The 24,630-nt window shown below is 37.8% G+C and carries 17 protein-coding genes and 1 other RNA gene; 9 read left to right on the forward strand and 9 right to left on the reverse strand.

What is annotated here, in order from left to right; all coding sequences use genetic code 11:
* Positions 1-10 precede the first annotated feature (10 nt).
* From FBQ94_RS00250 to FBQ94_RS00260, 3 genes are all read right to left on the reverse strand, one after another.
* A complete protein-coding gene (locus tag FBQ94_RS00250) occupies positions 11-1,987 on the reverse strand; it encodes a DUF2075 domain-containing protein (protein WP_007221694.1) in 1,977 nt (658 codons plus the stop codon).
* 226 nt (positions 1,988-2,213) lie between these two features.
* Positions 2,214-3,728 carry a DNA cytosine methyltransferase gene (locus FBQ94_RS00255; RefSeq protein WP_007221693.1) on the reverse strand — a complete coding sequence of 505 codons (1,515 nt, stop codon included), beginning with the start codon at positions 3,726-3,728 and terminating at the stop codon, positions 2,214-2,216.
* Entirely contained in the window at positions 3,709-4,143 is a 435-nt protein-coding gene (locus FBQ94_RS00260; RefSeq protein WP_040543686.1) for a very short patch repair endonuclease, read from the reverse strand. The genes FBQ94_RS00255 and FBQ94_RS00260 overlap by 20 nt, the downstream gene beginning before the upstream one ends.
* 676 nt (positions 4,144-4,819) lie before the next feature.
* Between FBQ94_RS00260 and FBQ94_RS00265 the strand changes: the two genes are divergently transcribed.
* The 6 genes from FBQ94_RS00265 to FBQ94_RS00285 all read left to right on the forward strand — a co-directional run bounded on the left by FBQ94_RS00265 (position 4,820) and on the right by FBQ94_RS00285 (position 10,610).
* Positions 4,820-5,131, forward strand: coding sequence for a hypothetical protein (locus FBQ94_RS00265; protein WP_040543685.1), 312 nt, complete (start codon positions 4,820-4,822; stop codon positions 5,129-5,131).
* A gap of 330 nt (positions 5,132-5,461) precedes the next feature.
* Positions 5,462-5,812 carry a phage integrase gene (locus tag FBQ94_RS00270; RefSeq protein WP_040543684.1) on the forward strand — a complete coding sequence of 117 codons (351 nt, stop codon included), beginning with the start codon at positions 5,462-5,464 and terminating at the stop codon, positions 5,810-5,812.
* Positions 5,813-6,088: 276 nt separating this feature from the next.
* A complete protein-coding gene (locus FBQ94_RS17400) occupies positions 6,089-6,367 on the forward strand; it encodes a tyrosine-type recombinase/integrase (RefSeq protein ID WP_352246043.1) in 279 nt (92 codons plus the stop codon).
* A gap of 202 nt (positions 6,368-6,569) precedes the next feature.
* The gene (gene guaB, locus FBQ94_RS00275; protein WP_007221688.1) at positions 6,570-8,084 is read left to right on the forward strand and encodes an IMP dehydrogenase; all 1,515 of its coding nucleotides are present in this window, start codon (positions 6,570-6,572) and stop codon (positions 8,082-8,084) included.
* Positions 8,085-8,291: 207 nt separating this feature from the next.
* Complete coding sequence (locus FBQ94_RS00280) at positions 8,292-9,596, forward strand: CCA tRNA nucleotidyltransferase (RefSeq protein WP_007221686.1); 1,305 nt, start codon at positions 8,292-8,294, stop codon at positions 9,594-9,596.
* A gap of 303 nt (positions 9,597-9,899) precedes the next feature.
* Positions 9,900-10,610 (forward strand): MIP/aquaporin family protein, encoded by a 711-nt coding sequence (locus FBQ94_RS00285; RefSeq protein WP_007221685.1) that lies wholly within the window; start codon positions 9,900-9,902, stop codon positions 10,608-10,610.
* A 99-nt stretch (positions 10,611-10,709) separates the two neighbouring features.
* Here the strand turns inward: FBQ94_RS00285 and FBQ94_RS00290 are convergent, their stop codons facing one another.
* From FBQ94_RS00290 to ssrA, 5 genes are all read right to left on the reverse strand, one after another.
* Positions 10,710-11,633 (reverse strand): hypothetical protein, encoded by a 924-nt coding sequence (locus FBQ94_RS00290; protein WP_285441914.1) that lies wholly within the window; start codon positions 11,631-11,633, stop codon positions 10,710-10,712.
* Positions 11,634-11,952: 319 nt separating this feature from the next.
* Positions 11,953-13,122 carry a GNAT family N-acetyltransferase gene (locus FBQ94_RS00295; protein ID WP_007221683.1) on the reverse strand — a complete coding sequence of 390 codons (1,170 nt, stop codon included), beginning with the start codon at positions 13,120-13,122 and terminating at the stop codon, positions 11,953-11,955.
* 88 nt (positions 13,123-13,210) lie between these two features.
* Positions 13,211-14,422 carry a GNAT family protein gene (locus tag FBQ94_RS00300; protein WP_007221682.1) on the reverse strand — a complete coding sequence of 404 codons (1,212 nt, stop codon included), beginning with the start codon at positions 14,420-14,422 and terminating at the stop codon, positions 13,211-13,213.
* A 90-nt stretch (positions 14,423-14,512) separates the two neighbouring features.
* The gene (locus FBQ94_RS00305) at positions 14,513-16,411 is read right to left on the reverse strand and encodes an asparagine synthase-related protein (RefSeq protein ID WP_007221681.1); all 1,899 of its coding nucleotides are present in this window, start codon (positions 16,409-16,411) and stop codon (positions 14,513-14,515) included.
* Positions 16,412-17,282: 871 nt separating this feature from the next.
* Positions 17,283-17,636: a transfer-messenger RNA gene (gene ssrA, locus FBQ94_RS00310) on the reverse strand.
* Positions 17,637-17,986: 350 nt separating this feature from the next.
* Here ssrA and FBQ94_RS00315 point away from each other — a divergent pair.
* Both FBQ94_RS00315 and FBQ94_RS00320 read left to right on the forward strand, forming a co-directional pair.
* On the forward strand, positions 17,987-18,445 hold the full coding sequence (locus tag FBQ94_RS00315; protein WP_007221680.1) for a hypothetical protein: 459 nt from the start codon (positions 17,987-17,989) through the stop codon (positions 18,443-18,445).
* A gap of 296 nt (positions 18,446-18,741) precedes the next feature.
* Positions 18,742-20,235, forward strand: a complete 1,494-nt coding sequence (locus tag FBQ94_RS00320; protein ID WP_007221679.1) for a trypsin-like peptidase domain-containing protein — start codon at positions 18,742-18,744, stop codon at positions 20,233-20,235.
* A 114-nt stretch (positions 20,236-20,349) separates the two neighbouring features.
* Here the strand turns inward: FBQ94_RS00320 and topA are convergent, their stop codons facing one another.
* Positions 20,350-22,650 (reverse strand): type I DNA topoisomerase, encoded by a 2,301-nt coding sequence (gene topA / locus FBQ94_RS00325; protein ID WP_007221678.1) that lies wholly within the window; start codon positions 22,648-22,650, stop codon positions 20,350-20,352.
* Between the two features lie 185 nt (positions 22,651-22,835).
* Between topA and FBQ94_RS00330 the strand changes: the two genes are divergently transcribed.
* Positions 22,836-24,620, forward strand: coding sequence for a SurA N-terminal domain-containing protein (locus FBQ94_RS00330; RefSeq protein WP_040543683.1), 1,785 nt, complete (start codon positions 22,836-22,838; stop codon positions 24,618-24,620).
* The last annotated feature ends 10 nt before the right edge of the window (positions 24,621-24,630 follow it).

The following is a 24,630-nucleotide window of genomic DNA, read 5'->3' on the forward strand; positions in this document are numbered from 1 at the left end:
TCGAAATTGTCTAAATTGTTTTTATACCTATGCTTTTCAGATAATTGTAAGTATGATCATAATACTCAGCCTTTCTTGTATGGTCTTCTTTGCTACCTTCTGGCACAACTATTATCATTCCTTGTCTGGCTCTGGTAAGCAAAACCCGATATGCGTTGACCAAATAAGTTTTTCTTTCCTCTTTATGAATGTGTTGCCATTTATTACCAGCAAAAGAGAATGTTTTCCAGCCATTTTCAGAATAACGTAAATCCCCATCCCATGTAACACAAGCCCAGTCCAATTCAAGACCCTGCACATGAAACTCAGTTGCCACATCTTCCAGATAAAAGGATGAACGCACATCGTCCTTGTCATTCAAAAACCAATACACAGGATTCATTGGAGATTTAACATCAATTGCATATGGTTTAAGTCTTTGCGCTTGAGATGAAACGATTAGTCCGTATCTCTCACTTCCTCTCGCTTTCTCCTTGAGCCATTTCTTAGCCTTTATCAAATCTCGTGTAAGTATAATTGGATAATTATTTGAAATTCCTGAATATGTCTGACGAGCTAAACTAATATCCAAATCCAAGATATATTTGACTAGGAGAGAAAGATTTTCAGCTCTGAATGAACGCATAGAGACGGATAAATGTAAATCAGGATTTAAACTAACTTTGGTTACATTCATTAATTGAGATATTGCCTCTATTGCTGCATATTCAGAATCTGTAAGATTTGGTGAAATGGCAACCTCCCATGATGTGAATCTGTTTTTGATTGCATAAAACCATTCTGATATGCCTGCTTCTCCAGTATTTATTTCTTGTCCACCGCCAACCAGACAAACAATTACCGCCCAATCTTGATGTCTGTCAAGGCAAGAGATTAAAAATTCAGGTTCTGAATAGTCAAAATCATGCTGCCCTTTCTTTTGCTTCATGAACTTTACGGTCTGTTCTTTATTCCAAGCTCGCTGTGCTTCATCAAAAATAGCAACATGATCGTAAGGCGGATTAGGGTCAACCAAATAAGCGTCCCTGTAATGATGTATATTCTGAATAAAAGCCTTCACGCTAGCTTTTGCTTTACCCTTTGTCAGGTTGTTTCCTTTTACCTTTTCATTTTTAATTTTATCCCTGGCAAGTGCTTCCTGAAGAATTGCAACTAAGGGTCCATTTCCAGATAGATAAACACTGGCATTTCCATTTTCTTCATCGAGATGGGAAGTAGCAACTTTTAACCCAACCAACGTTTTGCCAGCACCAGGAACACCTGTTACAAAACAAATAATTTTCTTCTGTTCAATTTTAGCCTTAGAAATTAATTGAGATATAACTAATGTAGTGCTTGTTAAATTCTTAGCGCCAGCATCACTTCTTGTAATTTCATCAACAGTATGTGTGTTGTACAGTGAAAGAGCGGCTTCCACAATTGTGGGTGTTGGGAAGTAACGGCCCGCAGAATATTGTTCCGCATTTAACTCATCTCCTTCATTGAAAAAATCAACAGTACTTTTTATTGCCTCTCGCAAGTCAAATTTATTACTCTTTAATGGAAGTAACAAATTGTCATTATGTGATGTTGTGCCAATTTCAATAAATGATTGTTTAGCTTCGGTAGAGACCAAAACAGGTACTACCAGAGCCTTATGACTTGGTTCATGAAAATTCTTCAGATCTAAAGCATAGTCCCAAACCTGCTCAAAATTCGAACGATAATATTTATGCTCACCCACTTTAAATTCAATAACAAATACAATATTTTTGATTGTAACCAATACATCTACACGCTTTCCCATCCTGGGTATGGAAAATTCAAAAAAGATAGTTCCATTAAAATTTTGTAATGCTTCCTTCAAGATTGAAATCTGAACTTCCCAGGATTTGTTTTGATTCAATGTTGAATCAAACTGATTAGAGATGGTAATTTGACCAATAATCTCTTCAGTGCTTTTAGTGATAAATGATTGAATATCATCTTTAAAATAGTAATTTGGCATAGCAGTAATATTCTAATATTTCAGATGATACAAAGCCCCATTAATTATTTGTAATCTTTCCCTATACCATTCAAATATATTAAAAAACTTAGATTTTATCATTTTTCCATATCTTTCAAAAAATTCGAGGAAGGACTCTTCTGTACTGCTTTTCAGCCAAATTGCGTTGTGGTTGAAGATTGACCGGTATTATTCTGCCAGCTTCATTGGGGATGTATTACAATAGTCAATTGTACGCATTTCCCACCTGAATGAACTGCGAAGCTCTCTGCCCGCGGAAATAGTAATTGTCCGGAAAGGTCTGGATTCTGGCTGCTTCCCTCACGGTAAAACTTCTGCATTGTGTCGGGTCAGGATGGATATAATAATGACCGTCTTTTGAAATATGGCTGGTAATAGTTTTACATGGACTGTCCCATAGCTGAACCCGGAACCTGTCCGCAAACTTCTTGCCTTCAATCCCGGCCTGCACATTTTTGTGAGCGGGCAGTAAGGCAAACGGAAAATCTTCCAGTTTGGGAGATCGTTTTTTTACTTTCGCAAAGCAGGATGCAAAAAAATACCGGAGCAAATCACTTTCCATGTGGCCTCTTGAAACATGGTTACATACTCCATCAAGCTTCTCATCCAGATACCAGTCCAGGCAGTATCCGGTTCCAGTTTTTGTGTATGGTAAATACTCTCCGCCTGATTCTTTTTGATGCAGGGCTATTTTATCAAGTTGCCTTACAGTTTCCTGTTTCACTTCTTCGTCAATGTCAGACAACACACCTTTTGACAGTATTTTCTTCACAGATGCTTTCCATGTTTCTCCGTTATCTCTTGCTTTGGAGAGCGTACTTCTGAGCTTGGGCAATCCGCTAAGTACAGATGAAACAGGAATCTCTTTCTGCGTTTTAAGTATTCCCGGCTTGTGGTCAATATCATTCCGTATGCCCAAAAGTATTACCCTGTGCCGGGTTTGTGGAATACCATATTTCTCAGAGTAAATAATAAAATCCTCCTGCCTGAAAACGGGATTGTCATTGGCATCAAAGGATACAGGTTCAGCCACAAGGGAATATATCCGGTATCCCGGACAGTCTAACTTAATTCCATTGTTTCTGTATTCAGAAAGATAAGCTTTTACCGGATCAGCAAGGTCACTGAGTATTTTGGAGAGTACCGGACTTTCCTGCGTTTTGGCAGAAAGCAATCCTTTTACGTTTTCCATTACAAATACTGCGGGGTTGTGTATCGCAAGGATTCTCAGGTATTGCTTGTACAGCCCGACACGCTCGTCTTTTTTCTCATCAAGAATTTTTTCCTGCCTTCTTGATCGGCCAACAACAGAATAAGCCTGGCATGGCGGGCATCCAATCAATAGCCAATCTTTTCTGCCACTGAGAGCCTCTTTAATTTTTTCGTCCACTGTTTTATTGGATACGAACTCTTTGCCATCTCCCAATTCAGCAAGCCATACTTCAGCCTTTGCTTTTCCGGCCTGTACCGGCCATTTTTTATAGAGTTCCGCCAGGGAAATATTTCCTTTAACAAATTCATAGTAGTCCGAAGGAACTTCTCCGGAGGCAAACTGACGAAAAAAGCTTCTCAGAGTCAGGGTTTGATGGGCGTACTCGTCTTTTTCGACTGAAAGTACTATTTTGAATACTCTGCGTTTTGTTTCCGAATGAAGTAAAGCACTGAATCCTTCACCAAGTCCGCCCGGGCCGGCAAATATGTCAATGATTGGTATTTCCATTTGCCTCTATTCGATTTGCTATGTTTTCCAATGTTTTTCCGGCTTTGCCATCTTTCAGTTTACACTCAAAGATTATTATTACTTTCCAACCATCCGTCTTCAGTTTCTTTACGCTTTTCCGGTCAAGTTCTTTGTTCCTGTTTATTTTGTTCAGCCACCATTCTGTTTTCGTTTTGGGTACTACAAAGTATTTACATCCTGTGTGTCCATGCCAGAAACATCCATGGACAAAAATTACAGTTTTATACTTAGAGAGAACCAAATCGGGTTTGCCGGGGAGTTTCTTGTCATACAGTCTGTAACGGTAACCTTTTCCAAACAGAAACTTACGTACCATCATCTCAGGTTTTGTGTCTTTTGACCTGATTCTGCTCATATTAAAACTGCGAGTGGCTTTGTTATGGACATCAGCCATAATAAAATCTAAATCGTTTCGTTATTCAATTTAACAATAATTATGGAATTGATTAACTCTTTTTGATGTTCTGAAAGCATATAACATTCATTATTCTATAATTGTCGGCATACTATCGTTAAACATATTTAAAAGTCAAGTAAAACAAGTATTTAATGAACATACTATTCTTATATATTATATGCAATTTCATAGACGACCTTGCTTCATTTAAATTACCGGAAGAAGCCATTTTTGCCCACTTTACATCTTTAAGTTTTTTACAGATTTAAACGCAAATTTTTAGCTCTCGATATTGTTTAATCCATTCGTTAGATACTTAGCCAACCTTATTAACACATTTACCTTCAAGAATTCTTATCTTGGTATCATGAATGCCTCTATTAAGAATTGAGATCTTCGTATTATCCTTAACATCGAATATTCTACCTATTAAAAATGACAATATTACGATATCAATACATATCGAAAGGTGCAAGAAAATTTAAAAACAGACAAGATTAAATAAGAAACCTTTTGACTTTCTGCTATTAGTTGCATCATAATCTTTTTCCTGTACAACATATTGATTATAAGTCATAAACAAGGCTAGCCTGATCATTGGGAAAAGTTGTTACTACTTGGCAACCCAGGCTTAATTCCTTTCAAGGGATATCTAAAGGGAAATAATAGGTGTATGTATGGAAAGATAAAAAGCTTATTGAAGATATTGTTTTGCGTTGAATTAGCGAAAGATTTTTGCTCTTTTGAGGCAAAGGAGGCGAAAAATTTTCACCGAATCTACGATTTTCTGTTGATTTCACAAATGTTCAGGAAATACACAACGGCATTCAATGCGTACTTCAAAGGTCATGCCCTATTCAAAGAAGCGAAGTACGATAAGTACAAACTCTTCGTAATGAATTATCTTATTAAACACTATACGAATGGGCAAGAACAGGACGGCTCCCCAGTATTAAACTTGGGCGGCGAATACTCTTTGATCTGAATAACATTGGCTCTTTTATGGCTTTCCTGAAACAAGATACCAGGCACCGCGAGAAAATTCTTCATAAGGTTATTGCAGATGTAAGTTAAAGCATATATAATTTTTAACACAGTCATAAGGATACCTTCCGGTCACGGAAGAAGAGGAATTTATATTTAAACGTGGCGAGTTTGGTGGACATGTATCAAGTGCCGGGGAAGGCAAATACAGAGAAGCCTCGAGATCGATAACAAGAAGCTTGCTGAGTCTATTGAAACTAAGTTACGAACAGAACTTATCGAAGGTAAGTATTTTAATCAGTGCGAGGGTGGAGATAAGACTTTTAAAGACATGGCAGACCGTTTCATGTTGGAATATGCTCCTAAAAATTCAAAAAGAACACAAATGTACTACAAAACAACACTGAATCATTCGCTTCCCTTTTTTGGTAATATGAAGTTGACTTCAATAACTCCTAAAAAGATATCTAAATACAAGGCCATGCAATACAGTAAAGGTATTAAACCAGGTACGTATAATTTAAAGCAGGCAATGTTTTCCAAAATGTTTACTATTGCTATTAGGGAATGGCTAAAGGAAAACCCTGTTAGTAAAATTCCCAAGGATAAGGAAAACAACCAGTATGGCAAGTGGTTATCTGAGGAAGGCGAGCGGCGGCTATTGGAGAACATACCGGGGTGATTACGGGAGATAGTACTATTAGCCTTACATATAGCCTTACATACAGGATTTAAGGCGGGACGAATTGCTTTCACTAACATGGGATAGGGTAATTTCTGCAAAAGACAATTGTTATTCAGAAGTTGAAAAACGCAAGGGCAAGAACTATTCCTTTAACAAGTATTGCGATGGGTATTTTGGAAGAAAAACCCGGATAAGAAGTATAAAAACAAATTTGGTATTTACGAATACCGTGGGTAAAAAATCAGTATAAGCTGGGTAACGGAGCACTTCATTATTGCTAGGGAAAAAGCAGGGATTGATGACTTCCGCTTCCACAACCTAAGGCTTACCTTTGCAACACGCCTTGCACAAAGAGGGGTTGATCTGTATACTATTTCAAAATTGTTAGGTCATGTCAATATTACTATGACACGGCGTTATGCACACCATTGTCCAGAGAGTTTAAGGGCAGGAATTGCGATTTTGGAAAAAGTTGACTACAATGAGAGAAAACAGAAATGTTTTAAGCACATGAAAGCATTGATTTTACTGGATAATTCAGGCAATTTATAGTTTCGTTAATTACCATATGATGGTATAATAATATAAGTTAACTTACAAGGCAAAAAGACACAAAGAAAGACACCTGTAAAGAATAAAGATTGTATTATCCTCGTATCTTCATAACTTTATAGCAGTAAGATTACTATAATAGCTACAAAATAATTCTATAGCCAAATAACAATTTTACATCGGAGGTAATAAAACAACTCTTATGTCACCTAACGGACTGGATGCAAAAACATTTTTTGAGTATCAGGGGGGTATTACGTACAACGATTTTATCCTGCTTCCAGGTCATATCAATTTTTCACTCGATGAGATAAGTCTCGAAACCAATCTTACCCGTAACATAAAGATTAAAAGACCTGTGGTCAGTTCTCCTATGGATACGGTAACTGAATCCAAGATGGCTATTAGCATGGCTTTATTAGGGGGTATCGGCATTATCCATTACAATAACACTATTGAGGAGCAGGTAAAAGAAGTACGTCGGGTCAAGAGATTTGAGAATGGATTTATCTCTGAGCCTGTTGTCCTCAGCCCAAATCATACCATTAAGGACGTTGATATTCTCAAAGAGATGTATGGCTTCTCAGGTATCCCCATTACAGAGGACGGCACATTACATTCGAAACTCATCGGTATTGTAACCAAGCGGGATACGGATTTTGAAGAAGACCGGACTAAAAAACTAAAAGCGGTAATGACCACTCAGTTGGTTACGGCTCCGGCTGGTATATCTCTGGCAGAGGGTAACAAGATACTCAAGGAGAGTAAGAAGGGAAAACTTCCCATTGTTGATAAGCAAGGCCGCCTCGTCTCTCTCATGAGCCGTACTGATTTGCTCAAGAACAATGACTTCCCCTTTTCATCGAAAAACAGAGATAAACAACTCCTCGCAGGAGCTGCGCTCTCTACCCGTGAAGATGATAAAGAACGTCTCGATGAACTGGTGAAGGCAGGTGTAGATGTTATCGTAATTGATTCATCTCAGGGCGATTCTGTTTTTCAAATCAACATGGTACACCATATCAAGAAAAAATACCCGCATCTTGATGTAATCGGCGGAAATGTCGTTACTGCCAGACAATGCAAGTCACTCATTGATGCCGGGGTAGATGCGCTCCGTATCGGTATGGGCAGCGGTTCGATCTGTATAACGCAGGATACCCTTTCTGTGGGAAGGGCCCAAGGATCAGCGGTATATCATACGGCAAAATTCTCAAGGGAATACGCCAATATACCCGTTATTGCAGATGGTGGTATAGCCCATATCGGGCATATTGTAAAAGCGCTGGCCCTGGGTGCAAGCACCGTTATGATGGGTGGTTTACTTGCAGGAACGAGCGAGGCGCCCGGAGAATATTTTTACGAAGGTGGGATGCGCGTTAAAAAATACCGGGGTATGGCTTCTCAAGAGGCAATGGAAAAAGGAGGAGGGAAAAGATATCTCTCTGCTGAAGACAGGGTAAAGGTTTCACAGGGTGTTTCAGGTACTGTTGTAGATAAAGGTTCTGTTGTACATTTTGTCCAATATTTAATGCAAAGCTTATTGCATTCATTCCAGGAACTTGGATCCAAAAATATTCAGGAACTTCACAAGGGATTATATGATGATACACTGCGATTTGAAATGCGTTCACAATCTGCTCAAACTGAAGGCAGTGTCCATAATCTCTATTCCTTCAAAGAACCCCATCTTGGTTTACTGAGAATGAACAGATAAACCATAACAGTCAATCTATTACAGGAATATATGGATCAAGCATTAATTTTTATGAAAGTTCTTAGTATGTTCCCTATGGTTTCTTTTCTATAATCAGTAGGCCGCTTCCCCATAGATAATGCAACAAACTTCTGTGGTAACGGCCTTACTGCTCCCGCGAATGCAACATCTTCAACGAAAATCAACTTTTGGTAAATTACCGTAAAAATGACCATCAAACAATATGCTGTTCAAATCGTACAAACTTTGCAGAAACATGGCTATAAGGCCTTTCTTGCGGGCGGATGTGTACGCGATATGATTATGGGCAAGGAGTCTTTTGATTACGATATTGCCACGGATGCCATGCCTCACGATGTTATAAGAATCTTTCAGAAAACCATTCCCGTAGGAATACAATTTGGCGTTGTTATTGTCGTTAAAGAAGGACATAATTTTGAAGTAGCAACCTTCCGCACGGAGGACTCATACAGCGACGGACGCCATCCCGACCGGATAAGCTTCAGTACTCCCGAAAACGATGTAAAACGAAGAGATTTTACTATAAATGGTCTCCTCTATGATCCGGTAAAAGATGAGATACTTGATTATGTTGGCGGGCGAAAAGATATCGAGGCAGGGATTGTTCGCACTATTGGAGATCCTATCGAACGATTTACCGAAGATAAGTTACGCATGATACGGGCCGCCCGATTTGCGTGCCGCTTTCATTTCTCCATCCATAAAGATACACAACAGGCAATTATGCAGCTTGCGCCGCAAATTCACATGGTCAGCGCAGAACGCATACGGGAAGAATTAGAAAAAATAATAACCGGTCCTAATCCCCATATCGGCATCAAACTCCTGGAAGAGCTTCATCTTTTACAAGAAATATTACCGGAGGTATCCAATACCAGAGGTGTACAACAGCCGGAAAATTTTCACCCCGAGGGCGATGTGTTTATCCATACTTTGCTAGCTTTATCCAAGATGGAAAACCCATCATGGACACTAGCCATGGGAGTACTGTTGCACGATATCGGTAAGGCCGTTACTTTTACGGTAACAGATCGAATCCGATTCAATCTGCACGAGAAAGTAGGGGCAGATATGGCAACCGAAATTTGTGATCGGTTAAAAACCTCTACAGACGATAAGGAACGGATTCGCTGGCTCGTTTTGAAACACCTTTGCTTTAAGGATGCCCAAAAGATGCGGCTTAACAAGCTGAAGAGACTATTTGCAGAGGAAGGCTATCCGGAATTGGCGGAATTATGCCGTGCCGATGCACTTGCCAGCAGTGGCGATCTGTCAGATTACGATTACTGTCAGGAGATGTTTCAGAAATTGAGCCGTGAGGAGGTTAAACCGGAACCTCTTATAACAGGACATGATCTCATAGCAATGGGACTACAGCCAGGTCCTTTATTTAAAGAGATTTTAACGAAAATAGAGGATGAACAACTTGACGGAAATCTCACAACAAAGGAAGCAGCTATTGAAAGGGTAAAAGAGTTATTCATGAAATAAATGCTTGACAAATTTCCTCATTCTCTGTATAAGCAGTTGCTTTCTTTACTATAATGAATGTCGGAAAATTCCATGATCGAAGTACTCAATTACAGTATTAAAGGGATGAAACCGAACAGTAGTTTATACCGGGTGGCACGGACAAACTTGTTTGTCCGTGATGGTATAATTATTCATAGTCCATTCTGTTCGGTTTCATCTGTTAGACACTATAACCTGCACCTTCAGGGTTGCAGGGGAAAGTTATTAAATTCATCTAACATTTCCATTGAACAATATCTTTAAAACAATCAGGAGAAATCGATGGATGCATTCAAAAAATATGTTGCAGAATTTTTAGGTACATTTACCCTTGTTTTTATTGCAGCCGGTGCGGTATGCACAGATTATTATCTGAGAAAAAGCAGTGGACAGGGTTTAGGTATTTTAGGAATTTCGATTGCTTTTGGTCTGGCAACAACCTCAGTAATTTATGCCATTAGTTATGTTTCAGGCGCGCATATCAATCCAGCAATTACCATTGCTCATTGGGTCACCAGAAGAATAAATCCGGATACCGCAATTAAGTATATACTATCGCAAATCCTCGGCGCTTCATTAGCAGGTTTTGCATTAAAAATATTATTTCCCGAAGCGCTGTACACGGTTTATTTAGGTACAAGTACTTTGGGAAATGAAGTTTCTGTTCTTCAAGGTATTATTATGGAATCCATTATTAGCTTCTTGCTCGTTCTAACATTCTGTGGAACAGTTCTTGATAAAAGGGCATATAGCGGATTTGCCGGATTGGCAATAGGCCTGGTCGTACTATTCGGCGTCTTAATAGGAGGTCCTATCAGCGGCGGGGTAATGAACCCTGCACGCTCCTTTGGTCCGGCTCTCGCATCAGGCCAATTTACCCATCACTATGTCTGGTGGATTGGTCCAATTGCAGGTAGTATCATCGCCGCATTTTTATATGATACTATTCTTGCAGAGGAAGAAGCAAAAACTGTAAGTACTAAAAAGAAATAAGAATCAGGAGATACAAGACTTATATAATCAGTAACTAATTATTGGATTTGATGGTTAATCGTAGAGACGCATCACCATGCGTCTCTACTACCTTTTACCTCATCCTTTTTCGAGTCTATAATTCGTGAAAAACTCTTTGCCCTCTTTTAGATTTTTTATTTTTGTCTCAAATCCTTCCCGATACCGTTTCATCTTCTCTAAAAGCTCCTTCAGCCTTGGTTCTGCATTTTTAAGCTCTTCCCTGCTATTGGCCTGTTCGAGTTTTTCCCGGCTTTGTTTCATTTTCACTTCTGCCTGCTCAAATTCTTCCCAATTCTTTTCAAATTCCAGCTTTTCCTGCGCAAGCAATTTTTGAAATTTTTTAAGGCTTTCCGTTAGCTGAGATTCTGTCTGTCCGGGGCTTTCCTGAGTCGTTTTCAGCATTTCCTGAACTATTCTCAGACTATCTTTAAGATGAAGCCTTGCCAGTTCAGAACTCTCCTTACATTTCACTATTTCCCGTTTTATCTCTTCTATACTATTCCCAATCTTAATCTTTTCCTGCTCGAGTCTCTTCCGTTCAACGGTAAGCCTCACTTCTTTACCTTTTCCCTGTTCAAATTCTGCCTGTCTGTATTTTTCAATTTTACCCTTCAGTTTAGATAAGAAATTTTGCAGCTTCAACCGCTCAGGTTCATCTCCATATACCCAAACAGGCACGGGTGATCCAAAAATATTCTTTCCGTATTGTTTCCTAAAAAAATTATGTTCACCCTGGTAATGATCTATCAGGATGCCATTTTGACCAGGATTTTCAATGATAATATTGGAATCATTCCAAACTGCGCCAAAAATATTCTGATTATTATCCCGAGGTATTGCTAATCCCCAAACCTGAATGGACTTATCTTCCCGATTTTTAATTTTTCCTGTGATCATGAATAAGGGATGGTCCTTATTGAACTGTTTTATCTTCTTCGCAACCTTATCATACTCTTTTTCAATAGTTTCTATATCCTTAGCGAAGCATACTTCTTTTTGCATCAAAGTATGAATAATTCCAAAGTAAATTTGAATCCAAAGAAATATCAGTAGAGTAAAAGCGCCTTTTATCCACATAGCAAATAGGGAATTCTTCAAAAAGCCGTATAACCCAACAGAAATAAAAAGGAGTAAGAGAATGATAGACGGAAAATTCTTATCACATCCTTCTTCTCAATTATAAAGTTACTCACCATACAGAGTTCCTGGCAATACCGGATGGTATGTGTCATTATATTACCATGCTAAGAAAGTAAAGTGATAGAAGAATCTTCTCTTGAGGTATTTTCATTTTCTTTCTGGAATATCAGTTAAATAACTACTAAAACAATTGTATCGACATCCTTTCACGTAATTCGGGAGGGATAATTTCTCCCGTATTTCTCTCATTATCACCAAATAGGTATATATTTAACTTAGACAGACCTTTTACATAATAGTTCTTATATATTTTTTTTAAATCCTCTTGAGAGCACAATTGGTCACTTTCGATGAAAACGGCACCATTGAGCTTATCTTCCTCTATGTATATGAAAGGGTTTCTTAAAAAGAAGTTCTTTACATTCACTGATTTGGTTAGTGGTTGAATCAGAAATCCCATTTTTGATGATCCCACAATTTGTAAACCCCATCTTTTTTTATACTGTAATACACCATCATGTAAAAAAGCCCGTGTTCCTCCAAAATTCAATTTTTTATAACCTTTTTGTTTCAAATATTTTATTGCAAAATAATCTATAGCTATTGTTACACCGGTTTTTAAATAATCAGTATTGCCATCTTTAATGCCAAGAGACCATAAGCGAGGTACATCTTTTTCATAAATAATCAGATTTCCTCCTATATGCTCATTATCTTTTTTTATGAGGAGCAGATCACATTTTTTAAGATTTTTTTTCATATTCTCATATGGCATGAGAAATGCTCCATTCCCATAAACTTTAGTAATATAGGGCAAGTGCATGGTATTATAAAATTTATCGAATTGGTATCGTTCATTTGTCATCTCAAACTGCAAATTCCATTTGTTTATTTGCTTCTCATATTTCCTCAGTGTTGCAGTATCAACAGAAATATCTGCTTCCTGACTAATCCAGCAAGGAATTAAGAAGCCTTTCTCAGCATCAGATACTCTATGAGAAGTGTTATTAACCTCTAAGATCCTGAGGAAATAATCTTGATACTTTTTATTGATTATCTTAGGAAGATTACCCCTCCGTATTTTGCCCATATTAATTTCGTTACAGGAACTATCAAATGCCAAAGTTCCGATGTAATTTTTGTTTTTTCCGTTTCCTGCAAAGATAATAGGTGTTTCCGGAGATTCCTTTCCTGATATAACCCACACATTAACTCTAAATTTCTGATTGAGCTGACGTATTAATCTGTACAATAACTTAATGGGAGAAAACAGCCAATGAAAACAGTTAGGGGTTTTCTGGCAAGCTAATCTGGTAATAACTGTTAATTCTTTTAATTTTGAAATACTCATGGTAATGATCTTACAAAATTATGAGAAGTACTTAGATAATTCTAAGATCTTTGACAGAGAAACAGGGATAGGTATCAGGCACGGTATTTTATTTCTCAAATAAAGTTTCGGCAGAATGTAGAGACATTCTGCCAAATAGTTTAGGAGGAATAGCTTCTTTCATATTTTTTTGATTATCACCGAAGAGATACATAGTTAACTTTGATAAGCCTTTTATATAATAAGTTTCGTATATCTTTTCATAATCCTCTTGAGAGTGTAATTGGTCATTATCGATAAACACTGCTCCATAGAACTTACCCTTCTCTAAGTATATAAAAGGATTTTTCAAAAAGAATTCTTTTACGGTTGTTAATTTCCCGAGTGGTTGAATCAAAAATCCAATTTTTGATGAATCTGTAATTTGTAAATTCCGCTTTTTTTTATACTGGAACACACCGTCGTTTAAAAAAGGCCTTGTTAATCCAAAATGGACTCTTTTGCAACCTTTTTGTTTCAAATAAGTCATAGCAAAATAATACATTGCGCCTGTTATGTGATATTTTAAATAATCAGTGTTACCATTTTTAAGACCTGTAAACCAAAGACGCGGTATATCATTATTATAAATAATCAGTTGGCCTGCAATAAACTCACTATCTTTTTTAACCATAAGTAAATCACATCTTTTAAAATTTTTTTTCATCGTCTCGTATGACAATGGTATAACTCTATTCTTATGAACACGGGTAACATAGGGCAAATACATAGTATAATAAAAATTATCAAACCGGCTCTTCTCTTTGGTAATCTCGAATTGTATGTTACCTTGTTTTATTTTATTCAGATCTGAATTAAGGCTCTTTTTATGGATAATAGTTGAAATGTCTGCTGAGAGATCCGCCTCACCACCAACCCAGCATGGGATAAAGAAACTTGCCTTATTACCGGGTAATTTGCGGGAATTCTTATGAATCTCTGAAATTCTGAGAGAACAACCCGGAGGTTTTTTATGAACAATTTTGATACTATTCCATCTCCATATTTTGCCAATATGAACCTCGCTACAGAGATTATTGAATAGCAGATTATTAAGATAATTTTTATTTTTTTTATTTCCTGTGAAGATAGTAGTAATGGATGTTTTCAGTGATCTATCTCCTGATATAACCCATGCATTAACTCTGAATTTACGGTCGAACTGCTGTAGTAATCGGTACAACAATCTTATGGGAGAAAGAAACCCACGAGGTGAATAAGATGTTTTCCGGCAAGTTTGCTTAACAGTAAGTATAAATTCCTTTAATTCTGTATTGTTCATAATTAATTGCCTTAGTATTACGCTACAAAATTTATTATGGTATTCATCCATTTTGCCATACAGTAAACTTGTTTATATTAACAGGCTTTTTCAAATCGCTTTTTTCAAATCAGATGGTAAAAATAATGGAATAACATGGTCATCGGTGTAAGGTTTATAGGGAGCTACCCATAGTTTATGAGAGATTTCGAATACGGTCAGAGCAGCTACAAGGATTTCCCAGTTCTTTTTGCCTGTAAAATGCTGATTGAGCAAGGTTTCAACGGTTTTCCAGTTAAGATAGGTTCGAAATGCAGCATGAGGATTATAGAGGAGTTCAGTGAAAGTATTGTACATTTCCTTACGGGACCAACGAAAATAATAGGTGCTGGGAACTTCATCAGGATTAATATTAGTAAATTGTAACTTTTGTAACGTTCTTCGTTTAACTACTCTATACCCTTTTCTCATAAGGATTTTCCACAAAGGAGCTAGCAGAGGAAAAGGATCATGGGTATAGGGGATATCTTTGATTTCGGGACAAAGCCTCTTAATTAAATCAGTTTGTATTCTATTGTTTACTCGTTCAGATATGGGAATAGAGGCGATAGCCTCTACCCATTGATGGTCAAAGTAGGGAAAATATGCACCCTTGCTGCCACGCGCAATTAAAATTGCCTTATTGAGGAATTTACGCCCAAGTTCGTTAAGAGAAAGGTACTTCATAACAGCAATAGGAGAATCTTTTGGCTTGTATCCCGCAAGTAAGCTATGTAAATGTTCGCGCGGAGCATGCATGCCGATGAATCTGAATTCCCGTTTCCAAAGCTGCTCCATGTTTAGGCATTGAGCTGTTCTTGATGATAAGCGGCGCATGATAAACTCAGTAGTAAGATTGCTGATACGGAGGTCGCCGGGAGAGACCCAATCGGCGCCCCGGGCAAATTCTCCTCCGGTTCCCTGCACTATTGCATCGAATGGTAACGGAGAATAGAGAAGTTGACAAGGGTGACAATGAATGGTTGCAAAAATACCCCCTTGATAAAGTACCATAGGAACGAGCCATTCGCTTAACATTTGTGGGTTAATTGATTCAAAACAATGCTGTACTCCAATTTGAGCAGACAATCTTTTGGCAATTACGACATCCGTAGTATCCGGTTGGCCACCGGTATGGGTAATAAATGGTAATCGTTGGTTTACAGCGGCTGCTAATATACACCGTGAATCAAGTCCTCCTGTCAGGTCAATAGCACATGTTTTATCCGGCAGAATAGAACGCTTTACTGCTAATTTAAAAGTATTCTCCAGTTCATCTAACCGTTGTTTATCATACCTTCCATGAGATTCCACCTGATTCAAATGCCAATATTGTTTGATGCATACCTTACCTCCTTCACAGGTAAGAAAACTGGCGGGTGGCAGAACATGGATATCTTTGAAAAGGGTTCTTTCACCCAGAATGTATCCGTAGTTTAATAGATCAGCAAACCCCTCTATATCTATATCAGAGGATAAAATGCCGGTTGCCATAATCCGTGCCAGCATGGATGCAAAGACAAGGATGTTATCCCGAATACCCAAAAATAAGAGGTTGTGACCTAACTTATCATTAGCTAAAATTAACCGATGTGCTTTTTCATCCCACCAGGCTACATTGAAACTGCCATTGATATTCCTTAAACAATTAGTCCCTGATCTCTGATATTGCTCAAGTAAAAAAGCAGCTCCATCAGTTTCTACAAGGCTCTTTCTGTTTAGATCATTATTATCGCGGTATATAATACCATCAAAAATACAATACATACCGCTTGATAAATCTTCAGCATAATATTTGGATGCACTGGCTTTTGCAGGATAAGTTGTTCCAAGACCTACGAGTCCTTCTCGTGTAGTCCACTGATGATTGGCCGATAAACATGGGGAGGGAATAGCCCTGAACATTTTATCAAGTATGATGGCGGGATTATTGATCCGTTTTTGTGCTGAAAATCCATACATGCTGCCCATATCTAATCTCCGTATAATATGTTTCGAATTACCATATAATTTAGAAAAAATTCACCCTGGGAAAACCAGTTACCGAACAATATCTGCTAAAGACACATGATGAACAACGGAGAAAACCTTATTTCTAAGACAAATTTTGCTTTAGCTCTAAGATTAAACATTTGTTATATCAAAAAATATACCATGAAAAGCGATGGATGGGTCTGGATCAAAATAAACTATAAGGATAATGGATGGGTATGATATACGTTGTGGTTATTTTTTTTTAAATTGAGGGTATATTCTAAAATATTGCACATTCAAATCTTATTTTAAATTTTACCGCTATGTAAATTTTACTCTTTTTGATTTCAATTTTCTTACTGTTTTTATTAAAAAATATTATGCGGCAATCAAGAGCAGGTTATTCAAAATAAGAATAATGAATGTGACATGTCTCAGAAGTGTGCCATAAAAGGTGTGTCATGCCGCTCGCTTAATGTGTCATCAGAGAGGATAAGGTAAAAGTTGCTATTGATTTTCTCAATTATCTCAAAGAAAAAGAAGATGCAGAGGCAACATTTGAAATTTTATCAAGTAATGAGCTTATGGAACAAATAAAGGCTGCTGAGGAAGCAAGAGGAGATGTTTACAAATAAGTGCTGGACCTAAATCTGCCAAACTATTTTTTGAAAAGCTTTAACAGCTTCTTTTCCTGAAAGGGGTACCACTTCTTAGTGGATCACATCTATTAGGCCACGGAAAATATGCTCACAGCGATTGGGGGAAGTTGAAAATTACATATCGAATTTGTCGTTGAAAGATAAGGCCGTCACCAGCCTGTCACTGAATGTAAAACTGCTTTTATAAGTCCTTAATTATTAATAAGTTATGGTGGAGGCGGCGGGAATTGAACCCGCGTCCCTGGATATTTCAGCATAGGTTTCTACGTACATAGTCTATTTTTTAATTTCGCCATTAAAAACTCCAATAGACAGGATTTCTCATGACTAGCTCCGTTTAAAGGTTCGCTTAGTTCCCACCGAGCACAGGAACTAAACTATCCTGCTCGTTGTCGTTTAATTAATCTCGCAGGTAAGGTTAATTAAACGTGGCTACACTTAAGCAGCCATTGCCATTGGATATTCGGCATTTAAATCATTTTGCCAGGTTTTTAATGAGGCCGCCTGACAACCTCAATACGCCGCCTATACCTCAACGTATCCGGTCGAATCCTTTCGCCCCCTATTTATAAACTATTGAAAGAAAAGAACTGTATAAAACTATTCCCTATTATAACACAAAGAATATAAAAAGCAATTGAACAAGAGATTATCGAGTACATTCCTGATTATATATTTTATGATACGCCTGTACAGTATATTGAAGACCAAGTATTTTTGATATGAGAAAATTAGTAAAAAGTCTATTAAAAGTGGCAAGCTGACTTTCGAAGAAAAGGAGGAAAGCGAAAAGTCAGCTTGCCTTAAGGAGAACAATTACTAATAAAAACATCCATACCCCAAAAAAAGTTCCCCTTTTCTAAAAAATTTATCTTTGTGTTTATACACAATTGAATTATAATTATCACGAACAATGAAAAAACAGGTAATAATATGTGCTGGTATCTCATTTTTAACGTTGTTTTCATATGGATGCAGTATTGCTTCAAAAGGATGGCAAAAGGATACTGATCGCAAGATAGCCGAGCTTTCTAAAACAAATCAGATGTTGGAAAAAAGGATTGATGATGTATCCAAATCTATTTCATTATTGGTAAACGATGGGAATAGGCTGCATAGCGAAGTGGATAACATAAAGGTACATGGCAAGGATATTCAGCAAAATGTAAAAGAGATAGAACTATTGGTCAAAATTATGCATGATAATATTTGCAATTTAAAGGCTAATTATCAGACTGTTGAGGAAAATTTTAATAAGCAGATACATGATATTCAGAAAGCTGAAATTGAATTAGCCAACCGACTGGAAATGGTAAAGTTGGATATAAAAGAAGAGATAAAAAAGAAAACCGAACTTCCAGCAAATCCCTGAATATAAATTCTTAATTATTGTCTATTAAACATAATTCAGCAGTAAATTTAATTCAGTTACATGAAACCGTTCAAAAAATTCATCTTGATTGCGTTACTATGTTTAGCATATATTTCAATTATATATTTTACCTTTAACGCTGTTTCAAGAGTATACAGAACAAACAATCCTATAGTAGCTAAAAGGATTGTTATGTTAACTTTTTTCGTAAATGTATGCATATTTGCAGGTAGCGGATATTTAGTTTATAAATTGAAAGTTCCTACAGAAAAAAAATGAAATGTAAATGTATAAGAATGTTTTATTTATTTGTGGTAGTAACCCTCCTCTATTTTTTCAATAATCCCCTTACTTTTGCAAACCAAAATAATGAGGTTGATAAATTAAGGCAAGAACTATTAGAGCTTGAAAAGATAACCCAGCCACTTATCCAGACATTCCGGAAAGTCTCACAACTTGTCAGTCCATCAGTTGTCAGTTTAAGTACGGAAAAAAAACGGGATCCTGGCGGCACTTCCGAAACAGAACCCATCCCCCCATCGCAGCATTTTCCATCTAAACGCGATCCTCACATGGAAGATATACCCAAAAAAGGGCTAGGTTCCGGTATTATTGTAGAAGAGCATGGTTATATTTTAACGAACAACCATGTTATCGATGGTTTTTCTGAAGATGAAATCACAGTGATTACCTATAATGGAGAACAATATAAAAGCGTCAAGATCATTGGTATCGACCCTAATACCGATCTTGCTGTTATCAAAATAGAAGCAGAAGGTTGCTTACCGGTTAAATTCGGTAATTCAGAAGATGTACAAGTGGGCGACTGGGTTATTGCAATTGGTAGTCCTTTTGGGTATCACCAAACAGTTTCTATGGGTATTATCAGCGCCAAAGGAAGAACTCACGTTATCCCATTTGTGCTCCCTTTTATTTATGAAGACTTTTTTCAAACGGATGCGGCTATTAATCCTGGAAACAGTGGAGGACCGCTTGTTAACCTTAGGGGAGAAATAATTGGAGTGAATACCGCTATTGCCACTCGGTCCGGAGGTTTTCAGGGTGTAGGATTTGCCATTTCTGCTAGTATTGCAAAAGAAACAGCTGAAAATATCATAACTACAGGAACTGTCGTACGAGGGTATTTGGGTGTAGGAACTCACGATATTAATGACGATTTGGCAGGGGTACTTGGTCTAAAAAACAAAAAGGAGATTATTCATCGTTTACAGTTACCAATAGAAAAGGGAGCATTTGTTTTAGAAGTTTGGAGTGATACCCCTGCATCAAAGGCTGGCATTCTTCCCGGCGATATTATCTCAGAATTAGATGGGAAAAAAATTGAAAATACAACAGATCTTCAGCATGCTATTCGACATGCAAAGGTAAACAAAGCGATTATTGTAAAGATCATACGGGATGGTGCAGAAAATGCGTTAGAAGTTGTGGTGGAACCACAACCGGAAGATCTTGCAGGCAAAAGTTATACTGCTATTCAAAAACTGGATGAGCCAACAAAATTTTCTTTAGGGTTGGTAGTAAATGAGCTCCTTCCTGAAATCGCAAAATCACTAGGTTTCGAGGGTGAGAAAGGTGTCCTGGTCGTTGATGTCGAATCAGATAGCCCGGCTGAACATGCGGGTATAAAACCCGGTGATTTGATTACAAAAGTAGGAACGAGAGAAGTAGACTCCGTTATAGAATTTATGGCGCTTATGGATGAATTCTTAGATAAGACCGGGGCAGTAAGTATATTTGTAAAAAACAAAGGATTTGTAACACTAAAATAAATGAAACCAAAGAAATATCTTACAGGAATATCATTAGGAAGTTTTATTTGTTTTGAATAATTCCTGAAACCTGAACACCAAGATCAATCACCGATAGTATTCATTCTTTATTCCTTATTTCTCTTCGGATACATGGGGAATCGTTGGCAGCTCTTTTGTAATATAGTCGCACTCCGGATATTTACTACATCCAAAGAATATCCCGCCTTGTTTTGATCTGCGTTGTATTAAGTCGCCACCGCAATCTTCCTGAGGGCACTTTACTCCCGTAGGAAGAGGCTTAATATTTCTGCATTTGGGATAGGCAGAACAACCCATGAACCGGCCTTTCTTACTAAAGCGAATAACCATAGAACTTCCACATTTCTCACATTTTTCATCGGTTGGTTCAACCTTTGTCGCCTCACCACTAAGAGATTTTGTATTTTTGCACTCCGGATATCCGGAACAGGCCAGAAATTTTCCATGCCGGCCAGTCTTCACAACCATAGTATTGCCGCATTTTTCACATTTCTGCTCGGTCGTTTCAGGTTGTGCTGGCTCACCTTTCTCATCGAGAGGAAGAGTGCTTTTACATTTAGGAAACGCTGAGCATCCCAAAAACTTCCCGTGCCTCCCCCACCGTATAACCATAGGTTGCCCACACAAAGTGCAGACTTGATTACTTTCTTCAGGAGTACCCTTTACGCTCTTCATCTCTCCCATTGCTTTTTCCAAATCCATTTTAAAAGGATCATAAAATTCTTTCAGCACCGTAAGCCAATCAATTTTTTCATCTTCAATTTTATCAAGTTCTCCTTCCATATGGGAAGTAAATTTTACATCCATTATTTTAGCAAAATGCTCAATGAGCTTTTCAGTAACCAACATCCCTAATTCCGTGGCATAGAACGCACGTTTCTCTTGTTTGACGTATCCCCTATCTTGTATTGTAGAGATAATGGTAGCATAAGTGCTTGGCCTCCCTATTCCCATCTTTTCTAAAGTTTTAACAAGAGAAGCCTCGGTAAAACGTGGAGGTGGTTGAGTAAAATGTTGGGTAGGTGATAATGTTATTAATTCAAGCCCTTGATCCTTTTCCAACGGCGGGAGGATTTGTTCATCCTTATCTATCTCGTGTCCTGAAATGAGGGTATGACCATCAAAAAGTAATACCCTCCCTCTAGCCTTAAAGGTATACAATCCTGAAATTATTTCAACGTCTGTCACAGCATAGAGAGCGGGTTGCATCTGACTGGCTACAAACCGTTTCCATATCAGTTCATACAGTTTATATTGGTCTTTTGTTAAAAAATCCTTTATAGATTCAGGCGTATATTCTACCACAGTAGGCCGAATAGCCTCATGGGCGCCTTGCGTGCCTTGTTTATTGGATGCATGTATATTAGGTTTTTCCGGGAGATAATCCTTACCATAGGTATCAGCAATGTGTATCCGGCAGGATGAAAGCGCTTGTTCTGAGATATGGAAAGAATCCGTCCTCATATACGTAATAAGTCCGACAGTACCCTGTGTACCTATGTCAATACCTTCATAAAGCTGCTGGGCAATAAGCATTGTTTTTTTTGCACTGAATTGCAGCCGCGTAGACGCTTGCTGCTGTAAAAGACTTGTTGTGAAGGGCGGTGGTGCGTTATTACGTTTCGTTTGCTTCTTTACGCTCGCAACACGATATTCTGCCTTTTGAAGTTCATCAACAATGCCTTTCGCCTGTTGTTCATTTTTTATTTCAATATTTTCATTTTTAAATTTTTGAAGAATGGCCTTAAAAGCCTTACTATCTTCAGGTTTATCTGTATTCTCTGAGATGCGCTTTAATTCAGCAGTAATCTTCCAGTACTCTTGTGGTGTAAATTCCTTAATCTCTTTTTCACGCTCCACAATGAGCCGAACAGCAACGGATTGAACACGACCGGCGCTAAGCCCCTTCGTAATCTTCTTCCAGAGTAAAGGACTTAACTGATAACCTACCAGTCGGTCAAGTATCCTTCGCGCCTGCTGGGCATTCACCTTAGCCATATTGATAGGGTTAGGATGCTTAAAGGCTTCCAGGATAGCGTCTTTTGTTATTTCATTAAAGGTAACCCGATGCACCTTTTTCTCGGGTAATTCAAGAACTTGAGATAGATGCCAGGCGATAGCCTCCCCTTCACGATCAAGATCGGATGCGAGATAAATAGCGTCTGCTTTCTTTGAATCACCAAGCAATTCTGAAACTAATTTTTTTCGGCTGGGAATTACTTTATATTCAGGTGTAAAATTATTTTCCACATCAACTGATAGTTTCTTTTCTGGCAGGTCTCGCACATGCCCCATCGATGAACAGACAAAGAAAGACGAGCCAAGAAACTTACCAATCGTCTTCGCCTTTGCAGGGGATTCAACAATTACCATATTTTTTTTTGTTTTTGCCATCTTTAATATTTATAACCTCAAAATGAAGAATTTAATCAGAGGTTGTAAGAAGTGTCAAGATATTTTTTTTGATCACTGCAAAAAACCATTTGATAATTATAAAAATTATGGATAAAATAATATTTTTATTATAACTTTTCAATTTCACTATTGATACTATTCAATTAAGAGGAAAATAAGGAGATATGGTTTCGAGTTCTTGGTTCAGAAGACATCAGAAAACAGTTTATATCATCATGATCTTTTCAATGGTTGTATGGGGTGTCAGTTACTCTGCAATGGAAATGATACCTAAAAAACCCGTTGGAAAGGTGCTTGGCAGGAAAATTACCCAAAATGAGTTTGCAGATATGTTGCGCAGATGGCAAAGATTGTTCTTCTCACAGGCAAACGAATCTATTGTTTCGTTAGTATGGAAACAACTCATATTTGTGGAAGAAGCCCAGCGAATGGGAATTATGGTGACAACACAAGAGATCGAAGAGGGTATTCAGAGACTTGCCTTTCAGATGTTCGGAACGGGAATGAATATGAATAAATATAGCCTTATACAATTCCTCTGTAGCAATTTCAAGCTTAATCAGGATGATATAGAGCGTACCTTAAGGGAAGCATTACTCGTTGAAAAGCTGGAATCTGCAATGCGCGCATCAACAAAAATGACAACGGAAGAAACCTGGCAAAGATACTCCATGGAAAATGAGCAGGTAAAGTTCAAAGCACTTACTTTGAGGGCCAGCGGCTTTCTAAATTCTGTCAATGTAACGGAGGATGAAATCCGCTCCCATTATGAGAAATACAAAAATAATGAATACAACGAGGAATCCCATCAACCAGGCTACAAACTTCCGGAAAGAGTTAAGATGGAGTGTCTGATAGCAAAATTTGACGACATGGAAAAACAGGTGTCCGTTCCAGAGGATGAAATGGAAAAATATTATGAGGACAACAAGGAAGTTCAATTTAAGATTACAGAAGCAGATACAAAACCTGAAGATACAAAGGCGGATAAGACCGTAAGTGAAGAAAATAAAAACAATCAGAAGAAAGAAAAGAAGAAAAACAGTGACGAAGGTAAGGAACACAAAGAGGAAACCGTAACGACCTACAAATCTTTTGATGAAGTAAAGGGGGATATCCAAAAGATCCTTGTAAGGCAAAAGGCGATAGAAAAGACTACCGAAATTATGACGAAGCTAGACGAAGAAATATACGAATCTATTGATAAAGAAGAGCGCTCAAGCTTTAAGGATCTAGCAAATACCTATAAAGTAACCTATCAAATTCCGAAAGGGAAAAAAACCGGGAATGAATTTCTTACCGAGAATGATTTATTAGAAATATTCCCCGGATCAGATCAGATTATTCAGGCAGCTTTCGACAGAGAGAAATACGAACCTTCTGTCCCTTTTGATTTTGTAGAAGGCAAGGTTATCTTCCAGGTTATTGATAAAAAACTACCGGCGCCGGCGCCTTTGGAAGAAATACGAAATCAGGTAGTAACTGGCCTCAAGCTGGAAAAGGCCTTGCTCAGAGCTAAGGAAGTTGCCGAGAAACATGCGGGAACAGCTGCCAAGACGGTTTCTTTTGATGACATGGTAAAATCAATAAAGGCAGAATGCGGGCAAATCGATATTCCCGTTTCTGAAATCGATTATATTACTCGTCCTATAAAGCTTTTTAACAAAGACTCAAAGTATATTGAAGCACTCAAAGAGGACAGACCAAATGTGGCAAAAAAAGCATTTGAATTGAAACCCGGTCAACGAGGGGTTGCAGTAGAACCTTTGGGGGAAAAGGCTTGCTATATCTTAGAGGTAATTGATAAAAAACCTGCTGATAAAAGCGCTTTTGAAAAAGATAAAGAGAACATAGCCAAGCGATACCTGTTTGAGAAACAAGAAGCTTTCATCTCCGAATGGCAGACCGATATTAACCGACACATGGAGATATACACAAAATTTCAATAAAATGAAAGCC

This window comes from Candidatus Jettenia sp. AMX1 (assembly GCF_030263775.1).
In the GTDB taxonomy this organism is placed as follows: domain Bacteria; phylum Planctomycetota; class Brocadiia; order Brocadiales; family Brocadiaceae; genus Jettenia; species Jettenia caeni.

Excerpts from the sequence above, each read along its gene's own strand:
- FBQ94_RS00250 (WP_007221694.1), bottom strand. The coding sequence starts at position 1,987 with ATGCCAAATTACTATTTTAAAGATGATATTCAATCATTTATCACTAAA.
- FBQ94_RS00255 (WP_007221693.1), bottom strand. The coding sequence starts at position 3,728 with ATGGAAATACCAATCATTGACATATTTGCCGGCCCGGGCGGACTTGGT.
- FBQ94_RS00260 (WP_040543686.1), bottom strand. The coding sequence starts at position 4,143 with ATGGCTGATGTCCATAACAAAGCCACTCGCAGTTTTAATATGAGCAGA.
- FBQ94_RS00265 (WP_040543685.1), top strand. The coding sequence starts at position 4,820 with ATGTATGGAAAGATAAAAAGCTTATTGAAGATATTGTTTTGCGTTGAA.
- FBQ94_RS00270 (WP_040543684.1), top strand. The coding sequence starts at position 5,462 with ATGGCAGACCGTTTCATGTTGGAATATGCTCCTAAAAATTCAAAAAGA.
- guaB (WP_007221688.1), top strand. The coding sequence starts at position 6,570 with ATGTCACCTAACGGACTGGATGCAAAAACATTTTTTGAGTATCAGGGG.
- FBQ94_RS00280 (WP_007221686.1), top strand. The coding sequence starts at position 8,292 with ATGACCATCAAACAATATGCTGTTCAAATCGTACAAACTTTGCAGAAA.
- FBQ94_RS00285 (WP_007221685.1), top strand. The coding sequence starts at position 9,900 with ATGGATGCATTCAAAAAATATGTTGCAGAATTTTTAGGTACATTTACC.
- FBQ94_RS00290 (WP_285441914.1), bottom strand. The coding sequence starts at position 11,633 with ATGCAAAAAGAAGTATGCTTCGCTAAGGATATAGAAACTATTGAAAAA.
- FBQ94_RS00295 (WP_007221683.1), bottom strand. The coding sequence starts at position 13,122 with ATGAGTATTTCAAAATTAAAAGAATTAACAGTTATTACCAGATTAGCT.
- FBQ94_RS00300 (WP_007221682.1), bottom strand. The coding sequence starts at position 14,422 with ATGAACAATACAGAATTAAAGGAATTTATACTTACTGTTAAGCAAACT.
- FBQ94_RS00305 (WP_007221681.1), bottom strand. The coding sequence starts at position 16,411 with ATGGGCAGCATGTATGGATTTTCAGCACAAAAACGGATCAATAATCCC.
- FBQ94_RS00315 (WP_007221680.1), top strand. The coding sequence starts at position 17,987 with ATGAAAAAACAGGTAATAATATGTGCTGGTATCTCATTTTTAACGTTG.
- FBQ94_RS00320 (WP_007221679.1), top strand. The coding sequence starts at position 18,742 with ATGTTTTATTTATTTGTGGTAGTAACCCTCCTCTATTTTTTCAATAAT.
- topA (WP_007221678.1), bottom strand. The coding sequence starts at position 22,650 with ATGGCAAAAACAAAAAAAAATATGGTAATTGTTGAATCCCCTGCAAAG.
- FBQ94_RS00330 (WP_040543683.1), top strand. The coding sequence starts at position 22,836 with ATGGTTTCGAGTTCTTGGTTCAGAAGACATCAGAAAACAGTTTATATC.